3 protein-coding genes are annotated in these 2,885 nt (G+C 39.7%); all 3 read left to right on the top strand.

Translation table 11 applies throughout. The features are described from left to right. The first annotated feature begins 170 nt into the window (after positions 1–170). Positions 171–812, top strand: a complete 642-nt coding sequence (locus tag U0M88_RS09505; RefSeq protein WP_331869659.1) for an HAD family hydrolase — start codon at positions 171–173, stop codon at positions 810–812. Further along, complete coding sequence (locus U0M88_RS09500; protein ID WP_331869658.1) at positions 799–1,689, top strand: RluA family pseudouridine synthase; 891 nt, start codon at positions 799–801, stop codon at positions 1,687–1,689. The genes U0M88_RS09505 and U0M88_RS09500 overlap by 14 nt, the downstream gene beginning before the upstream one ends. Before the next feature lie 55 nt (positions 1,690–1,744). After that, positions 1,745–2,885 (top strand): cation:proton antiporter (locus U0M88_RS09495; protein WP_331869657.1); only part of this gene is annotated, 1,141 nt, incomplete at its 3' end.

Genomic DNA, 2,885 nt, shown 5'->3' with positions numbered 1-2,885 from the left:
TTTTTAATATTGCCATCTGAGCCCATAAAAAAATCGGAAATTCTTTAATAGAGTTTCCGATTTCGTTTATTTAAGCCATTTTATTTTTCATGCGTAACTACTAAATTGCTAACAAATTCACAATACTGTTCACTTTTTGTAAGCATGCTATAATCATTACGGTGATCAAAATGAAAAAAATTGTATGGGACTGGAACGGAACTTTGCTTGATGATATCGATTTGTGTTTGGAATGCATCAATACTTTATTAGTTCATCATGGTTTGTCCTGTCTACCGGATAAAGAAGCCTATCGCAAAGTATTTGGCTTTCCGATTGAAAACTATTATCGCGCAATTGGCTTTGACTTCACAAAAACTTCTTTTGAAACACTGGCTCACGAATATATGGAATACTATCAGGAAAAGAGCTATGACTGCGCATTAGTACAGGATGCTTATCAAGTATTAACACAGGCCAGATCTTTACAAATGGAACAAACAATTCTTTCAGCCAGTAAAAAAGATTATTTGTTGGCGCAGATTCAAAAAAACGATGTACAGGAAAGAGTAGATCGCATTTATGGAATCGAAGACATTTATGCACACAGTAAACTGGAACTGGCAAAAGCATATATGAAGACATGCCAGAAAGAAGATGAAGTTTGGTTTGTAGGTGATAGCTTACATGATTATGAAGTGGCCAGTCAGGCTGGCGGTAAATGCCTGCTGGTGACGACCGGACATCAATCAAAAGAGCGTTTACAGCAGGCAGGTGTGCCTGTGCTCGATTCATTAAAAGAGTGTTTAGAGGTCATTTATGCAGGAAATTAAGATCGGGGTAAATGATGCCGGACAACGACTGGATCGCTTTCTTCAAAAACATTATGCGACATTGACAAAATCGATGATGTATAAAGCCATTCGCAATAAGAAGATCAAAGTCAATCGTAAGCGCTGCACATATGATCAAAAGCTGCAGGAGGGTGATTCGATTCTTTTATTTCTTCCTTATGAATTTTTAGAAACCAGACAGAAGGCTTGTCCTGTGAATACCGGAAGTATTGCTGTTGTCTATGAAGATGATGATATTGTGCTGGTCAACAAGCCGGCAGGCTTGCTTTCACAAAGTGATGAAAAAGGCTTGCAGGATACATTGGTCAATCGCATACAGTATTATTTAGTTCAGAAAAAGGAATATGATCCGCAAAGAGAGAACAGCTTTGCCCCGGCAATCTGTCATCGTTTGGATAAAAATACATCTGGTTTGATCCTGGCGGCAAAAAATGCCAGAGCCCTACGTTTAATGAATGATGCGATCGCTTGTCATAAAGTTCACAAGGTATATTGTGCCAGGATTGAAGGAATACCTTTATGGGATACAAAGGAAGTTCTTTGTTATATCAAAAAACAGGAGACTAAGGCACTTGTTGCGGCAGAGGCAAAGCCGGGCTATAAAGAAGCTCGAATGCATGTAAAGGTATTAAAAAGACAAAAAGAATATTCTATTGTTCAGATCTTTTTGGAAACAGGAAGATTTCATCAAATTCGTGCCAGTATGGCATATTTAGGCTATCCGCTTTGCGGTGATATCAAATATGGCTATAAGGGAAGCCAAAAGGGCTATTCTTTATGTGCGTATCATTTAGAGATCGGCGATGTGGATTTACCGATCGCAAACAAAGAATTTACCATACCGATATCGTTCTAGCTTGAAGGATAGAAGGGATAGGAGTATAATCCCTTCTATGTGAGGAGAAATAGATATGAGTGATTATCGTTATTTATTAGATATTGCCCTGATTTTATTAGGGACAAAGGCATTTGGTTTATTCACAAGAAAACTAAGGATGCCGGCTGTTGTCGGTGCCCTGCTTGCCGGTATCATTCTTGGGCCGGCCGTTTTAAACTGGGTTCAGCCAAGTAATTTGATTTCTTCTCTTTCTGAGATTGGAGTCATCGTTTTAATGTTTGGTGCCGGTTTGGAAACCAGTATTACCGATTTGAAAAAAGCCGGATTAAAGGCTTTGGTGATTGCCGTTTTAGGTGTATTGGTTCCTTTAGGTCTTGGATATTGGATTGCGACATTCTATAACGTGGGGCCGGAAGCCTGGATCGGTAACTTATTTTTAGGTGTTATTCTGACGGCTACTTCTGTAGGTATCACGGTTGAAACCTTGAAAGAAATGGGCGCTATGAAAACGACCAGCGGTAATGCAATCCTAGCTGCTGCCGTGATCGATGATGTGTTGGGTATCATTGCGCTTACGATCGTCTCCGGTTTAGCTGATAGTTCGGTAAACGTAGGCATTGTCTTATTGAAGATCGTTTTGTTTTTCATCTTTGCCATTATCGTTGGTGTTTTACTACATAAAGTTTTTGCCTGGTGGTTTGATCATGATTCCCGTGGCGGACTGCAAAGATATTCCATCATCAGTTTTGCGTTTGCCTTGATTATGGCTTTTGTCTCCGAGGAGTTTTTTGGCGTTGCCGATATTACCGGTTCTTTTGTGGCAGGCTTGATCATATCAGGAACCAGCCAATGCGCCTATGTGACAAAAAGAATCGGAACGCTTTCTTATTTGTTGATATCACCGGTATTCTTTGCCAGTATCGGTTTAAAACTGGAACCATTTAATTTTTCGGGATCTGTATTGCTGCTTATCTTATTATTGTGTGTGATTGCTTTATTGAGTAAAGTTGTTGGATGTGGACTTGGCGCATTGCTTTGCCACTATTCAAAATCACAGGCGATACGAATTGGCTGTGGAATGGTATCGCGTGGTGAAGTTGCTTTGATTGTCGCCAATAAAGGAATGGCGTTGGGAATCTTTCCAAATTTCTTTGTGACACCGGTTTTATTGTGTGTGGTCTTTACTACGATCATTACACCGATTTTACTAAAGG

Source organism: Faecalicoccus sp. (assembly GCF_036552745.1).
Taxonomy (GTDB): Bacteria; Bacillota_I; Bacilli_A; order Erysipelotrichales; family Erysipelotrichaceae; genus Faecalicoccus.
The sequence above is the reverse complement of the archived record's forward strand: the minus strand, read 5'-3'. Positions and strand labels throughout refer to the sequence as shown.